Genomic DNA, 2646 nt, shown 5'->3' with positions numbered 1-2646 from the left:
CTCTGCCCCCCAGCAATCCGTATATGAAATAACCAATGGATAAGTATTCAACTCTGCAGATGATAGAATGGAATAGTCATCAGTCGCCTCTACCTCAAAAGCACCTTCAAATATAGCTTGAAGCTCCTTGTCCACACCTGTAAGCGGATGGTATTTGGACGTGGCGTAGTCTCCGAGTACAATTGCCTTTCTTTGCTGTGCCATGTTTGTTCACTCCTAATCATCAGATTATCAGACTGCAAGCACTTGCTTAGGAAAAAATTGAATTTATTGGATTACAGACACCCTAATGCTAGTCTGCTATCGTGTACTTTGTCAACACCTGATCTTTACAGCAGACCCGCTACTACATACAAATGTGTCGCAACAACAGCAAAAAGCCGCCTTTCGCTTAATCAACCGATTAGGCGAAAGACGGCTTTTTCAATGTGGCTTTCCATACTGACCGCGCTGAGTACAGCAGTCAGGACTGCCAGTGAGTCCGTACCTTACGGAGCAACCTCATACAGCTTGTAGAGATCGTCCATCATCATATTGGCGGAGATAACACCACCGGATGTGTTCCAGGTCGCATCGTTTACTTTATAGATCTTGTTGTTTTTCACAACCTTCAGGTTTTGCCACAGCGGATCTTTCATCCACTCTTCTTCCTGTTCTTTGCCTTTGCCGTCCAGATCATAAGTGAAATAGAACAATCTGTCCGCTGTATCCAGCTCCGGCAGACGCTCCTTGGTAATATCCTCGAACGCTTTCTCGTCGCTCTTCGTATCATTACGAGGAATACCGATTTGCTTGAAGATGACGCCGGAGAACATATCTCCGTAGTAGTATCTTGTTTTGCCGCCCATAAAGCGCAGGACAGCAACCTTCTCATTCAGCTTGTCCCCCAGCTTGCCTTTGAAATCCTCAATGCGCTTGTCGAACGCAGCAATGATCTCATCGCCTTTGTCTTTGAGGTTCAACGCATCCGCATACACCTCGAAGTTGTTCTTCCATTCGCCGCGCAGCGTTTCTGTGTAGACAGTCGGTGCAATCGCCTTGAGCTGATCATAGATTTTCTCATGTCTCATTTTGTTGCCCAGGATCAGGTCCGGTTTTAATGAAGCAATAATTTCCAGGTTCGGCTGCGATTCCTTACCAATATTTTTTACGCCTTCCATTTGGGAAGCGATATGTTCGTACCAAGGATCACCATAATAGGAGTCTACTGCAGCGATTGGCTTCACGCCCAATGCAAGCAGTGCCTCAGTTCCTTCATTCGTCAAAATGACAACCTTCTTAGGATGTGCAGGTACATCCGTTTCTCCCATTACATGCTTAATTTTGCGTGTGCCTTCCTCTGACTGCGCAGCACCATTCTGTTGTTGCTGGTTGTTGCTGCCGGATGCTGAAGGCTGTTGCGAGCCGCAGGCGCTCAATAGCAGGCAAATCATCGTGATTGCAGCTAATAGAGCTGACGGCTTCATTTTGGCACGGTTCATTTTGTGAAACATTGGTGAATCCCACTCCCTCTTTTATATGAGAACAATTTTCATTCGCAAAATAAGCTTAGGTGATTTCGACATCTTTGTCAACGATTTTGTGATAATGATTCTCAAGATCGTTGACAAAGAACGGCTTGTCTCATTACAATGGTTATTATCTGTGCAACGGATTATGTAACGGATCTATGTAACGGATTTCAAGCTGGCCAATGGCTGCAAAATGCTGTTTCTCAGCTATTTTTTCACAGGAAGCGGGCTCTCAACATCATGAACAAAGTCAATCTGTACCGGTCTTACAAAATCGCCGGCCTGCTGGCCGGGCTTCTGCTGCTGGTCATTGCTTTTTTATGCAGCCTGATGTTCGGAATCAATTATTATTCATTGGACCGCATTATTTCAGCTTATCAGAATTTTGACGGCTCAAACGAGCACATCATTATCCAGACGACACGGATGCCGCGTGCTCTGATTGCCGCTCTCGTAGGCGGCAGCCTCGCTGTAGCCGGAGCACTGATGCAGGCGATTACCCGCAATCCGCTCGCCTCCCCCAGTATTTTCGGTGTCAATGCGGGTGCAGCATTTGCCATTGTATTGTCCGTTGTCATCTTCGATGTAACGAATATTACCCAATATACATGGATTGCATTCTTCGGGGCAGCGGCAAGCGCAAGCGCAGTCTACCTGCTGGGATCGGTCGGCAGAGACGGCCTGACACCGATCAAGATTACGCTGGCCGGTTCGGCCCTGACCGCCTTCTTCGCTTCACTGACGCAAGGCGTGCTGCTCTCGAACGGCAAAGCTTTTGATCAGGTGCTCACCTGGCTCGTTGGCTCGGTAGCCGGACGAACAATGGACATGTTTGACTCGGTCTATTTGTATATGCTGTTAGCCCTGCTCGGGTCGTTCCTGCTTGCTTCTCATATCAATGTGCTTGCGATGGGCGATGATGTGGCCAAAGGGCTTGGGCAAAATACAGTTTTCATTAAAGCGGCAGCAGCAATTGTTATTGTCTTGCTGGCTGGCGGTTCTGTTGCCCTGGCCGGGCCTGTTGTTTTTGTCGGAATTATTATTCCGCATATCGCGCGGTTCCTCGTCGGAACCGACCACCGCTGGCTGCTTCCGTATTGCGCTGTTCTTGGCGCATTGCTGCTGGTCAGCGCGG

General features: G+C 48.1%; 2 protein-coding genes and 1 pseudogene. 1 reads left to right on the top strand and 2 read right to left on the bottom strand.

Annotation, left to right across the window (positions count from 1 at the left end; genetic code table 11):
* A pseudogene (locus tag H583_RS0113945) lies at positions 1 to 204 on the bottom strand (ThuA domain-containing protein); the annotation flags it as partial.
* Between the two features lie 284 nt (positions 205 to 488).
* Positions 489 to 1493 (bottom strand): ABC transporter substrate-binding protein, encoded by a 1005-nt coding sequence (locus H583_RS0113940; protein ID WP_028560982.1) that lies wholly within the window; start codon positions 1491 to 1493, stop codon positions 489 to 491.
* Positions 1494 to 1751: 258 nt separating this feature from the next.
* Between H583_RS0113940 and H583_RS0113935 the strand changes: the two genes are divergently transcribed.
* The coding region (locus tag H583_RS0113935) for a FecCD family ABC transporter permease (RefSeq protein WP_028560981.1) at positions 1752 to 2646 on the top strand (895 nt) is incomplete at its 3' end.

The organism is Paenibacillus pinihumi DSM 23905 = JCM 16419, from assembly GCF_000422505.1.
GTDB lineage: Bacteria > Bacillota > Bacilli > Paenibacillales > Paenibacillaceae > Paenibacillus_D > Paenibacillus_D pinihumi.
The sequence above is the reverse complement of the archived record's forward strand: the minus strand, read 5'-3'. Positions and strand labels throughout refer to the sequence as shown.